Consider the following 2,987-nt stretch of genomic DNA (forward strand, 5'->3'; position numbering starts at 1 on the left):
TGGGCCGGCCTCGGCGCCCTGGCCGGCTGGAAGGCACGGCACCTGCCGGCCCCGGCGGTGCTGTTGTACGGGCTGGCCGGTGTCCTGCTGTGGTTCATCCCGTGGGGCGGGGAATGGACGCTCCAAGGGGTACTGCACGCCGGCCTGCGGAGCTGGACGGGACTGCGCTTTTACCTGCCGGCCCTGGTGAGCCTGGGATTATGGTGGGACGTGTGCTTTGGCCGGCGAGGGACCCCGGACACGCCGTGGGCTGTGCTGCTCCTGACCTACGGCGCCTGGAATATGCTGCAGGTCTTCCCGTTCGCCGACGCCAATCATCTGCTGTGGTCGGTCCAGCCGGCCTTCATCGGGCTGGCCTGGCTGGGATATCGGGCCTGGCTGGCCTGGCGGGAGAAGATACAAGGGGCCGGCCGGCGGTGGGCGCCGTCGGCGCTGGCCCTGATGCCGGCGGCGCTGGTAGCCCTGCAGATCTATCCCATGGTGGGGCACTTTTACCGCTTGGATCAGGGGTTGGTGCGGGTGCCCTACGAACTGCTGGATGGGGAGCGAGCCGATGTCTATGTGCGGGCGGACGCCGCCCGGATACTGCGGCAGGTGGCCGGCGCCATCGAGGCCCGTACAACCGCCTCCGATGCCATTTTCGATACCAGCGGCGCGTTTTTCTATTTCCTGACCGGCCGGCATAATCCCACCCGCCACGACTACTTCTGGCCCTCGTTCCTGACGGAGGAGGAGGTAGCACGGCTGGTGCAGGACTTGGAATCGCGCCGGCCGGCGCTGATCATCAGCCGGCAGACAGAGGAGCCGGTGTTCGGCTACGCCTCCTTTGCGCGCGCCTATCCCGAGGTGGCGGCCTTTATCGAGGCCCATTACCACCCCGACATACAGATTGGAGAATATATGCTATGGTCGCGGAAATAACGCCCCAGGCAGTGGAGGACCCGCCGGCGGTGCCGCTGGCGAGGGAGGAGAGGCCGGCGGTCGGCGTGCCCAACGGCGAACGGCTGGCCTATGAGAGCCAGTTCCATGACCAATGGGCCCATGAGATTGACCTGGACTCGCTGGACCCGGAGCGGCTCTTCTCCTGCCCGACGACGCCGGAGAACGTCTTTTCCCGCCGGCGCCTGGGAGATTTGCAGGGAAAGACGGTGATGGACCTGGGGTGCGGCCCTGGGGAGTCCAGCGTGGGGTTGGCGCTGGCCGGCGCGCGGGTAGCGGCGGTGGACATCTCGCCGGGGATGCTGGAGGTGGCCCGGCAGTTGGCGGAGCGCTACGGTGTGGCCGATCGGGTCACCACCCACTGCATGCCGGCGGAAGCCCTGGGCTTTCCGGACGCATATTTCGACGTCATTTACGGCCGTGATGTCCTGCATCACACCAACCTGGAGCGCTCCATTCCGGAGATCGCCCGCGTGCTGAAGCCGGGGGGCATGGCCATTTTCACCGAGCCGCTGGGCCACAACCCAATTATCGAGGTGTACCGCCGGCTGGCCAGCGTGGTGCGCACCCCCTTCGAGGAGCCGCTGACCTACTCCAAAATCACGGCCATGCGGCGCTATTTCGCTCGCGTCGAGCATACGGAGTTTCAGTTCCTGACCCTGGGGATTTTCCTGTGGTTCTTCTTCGGGGAGCGGGCGCATCCCAGCAAGGTGCGCTACTGGAAGAAAATCGTGGTGGAGGCGGATCGCTATGCGCCGGCGTTCCGGCGCCTGCAAAATCTGGATGAGCGGCTGTTCCGCCTCCTGCCCTTCCTGCGCCGCTACTGCTGGAACACGGTGATCGAGCTGTATAAGTGAAAGCGGATGGGGCGATGCGTCTGCACGCGCTGACCATTGACCTGGAAGAATGGTATCACGCTGAGCTAGTGCGGGGGAAGGTGCCGCCGGCCAAGCGCGTGGACCAGGCGCCGGCGGCGGTCCAGCCCATACTGGCCCTGCTACGGGCGCATCATGTACAGGCCACCTTCTTTATCGTGGGCGAAGTCGCGGAGAGACAGCCGGCGCTGGTGCGGGAGATCGCCTCCGCCGGCCATGAGATCGCCTGCCATTCGTACTCGCACCGTCCCCTGTGGGAGATGACGGCAGAGGAGCTGGATCGGGAGTTGTGGGAGTTCCGCCGGCTGATGGAAGACATCCTGGGGGATGCGCCGGCGATCATCGGCTTCCGCGCCCCCACCTTCTCGCTGGAGGAGCGCACTGCCTGGGCGCTGGAGGTGCTGGTGGAGCACGGGTATCGCTACGATTCCAGCATCTTCCCACTGCGCACGCCGTTATACGGGGTGGCAAACGCGCCGCTGGAGCCGTACCGCATCCGCGCTTCCGCAGTGGAGCGGCACGACGCGAACGGCCGGCTGGTGGAGTTCCCCCTGACCGTCTGCCAGGTCGGGAGCCGGCGCCTCCCGGTGAGCGGCGGGACCTACCTGCGCCTGCTCCCCTGGCCGCTGTTGACATGGTGCTGGGAGAGGACGGCGCGTACCCGGCCGGCGGTGCTCTACGTCCATCCCTGGGAGACGTATGCCGGCACACCGCGGGTACCGATGCCGTTTCATCTGGCCGTGGGGACGTACGGCAACATCGCCGGCGCGCTGGGGCGGCTGGGCCGGCTGTTGGAGCGCTTCCGCTTTGCCCCCATGCGCGACGTCCTGGCGCAAGGGGGCTGGCTGGAGGGATGAGGAGGGGATATGCATCTGGAGACGCGCATTTTCCTGCTGGCCGGCGGCGTCATCATCCTGTTCCTGGTGGTGAACCTGGTGCGGACGCGCCGGCTGAAAGAGGAATTCGCCCTGCTGTGGCTGGGCGCGGCGGTGCTGATGGTGCTGGCGCCGTTGGGGCTGGTGGACCTGCTGGACAAGCTGGCCTACGCCGTCGGCATCGAGTACCCGCCGGCGCTCATCTTCACCATCGCCGTGGTGTGCCTGCTGGGCATCCTGTTCCAGTTTTCCCTGCGCATCTCGCGCTTCAGCGACCAGATCAAGGTGCTGGCCCAGG

4 protein-coding genes are annotated in these 2,987 nt (G+C 66.7%); all 4 read left to right on the forward strand.

Translation table 11 applies throughout. The features are described from left to right. On the forward strand, positions 1 to 921 hold a 921-nt coding region (locus H5T60_13570), incomplete at its 5' end, for a hypothetical protein (protein MBC7243460.1). Then, positions 906 to 1,796: a methyltransferase domain-containing protein gene (locus tag H5T60_13575; protein MBC7243461.1), complete on the forward strand. Its 891-nt coding sequence runs from the start codon at positions 906 to 908 to the stop codon at positions 1,794 to 1,796. The genes H5T60_13570 and H5T60_13575, both read left to right, overlap by 16 nt. Then, on the forward strand, positions 1,793 to 2,671 hold the full coding sequence (locus tag H5T60_13580; protein MBC7243462.1) for a polysaccharide deacetylase family protein: 879 nt from the start codon (positions 1,793 to 1,795) through the stop codon (positions 2,669 to 2,671). The genes H5T60_13575 and H5T60_13580 overlap by 4 nt, the downstream gene beginning before the upstream one ends. Before the next feature lie 9 nt (positions 2,672 to 2,680). Next, positions 2,681 to 2,987 (forward strand): DUF2304 domain-containing protein (locus H5T60_13585; GenBank protein MBC7243463.1); only part of this gene is annotated, 307 nt, incomplete at its 3' end.

The organism is Anaerolineae bacterium, from assembly GCA_014360855.1.
GTDB lineage: Bacteria > Chloroflexota > Anaerolineae > JACIWP01 > JACIWP01 > JACIWP01.

What these genes read in the sequence shown, in the direction of transcription:
- H5T60_13575 (MBC7243461.1), top strand. Translation starts at nt 906, where the DNA reads ATGGTCGCGGAAATAACGCCCCAGGCAGTGGAGGACCCGCCGGCGGTG.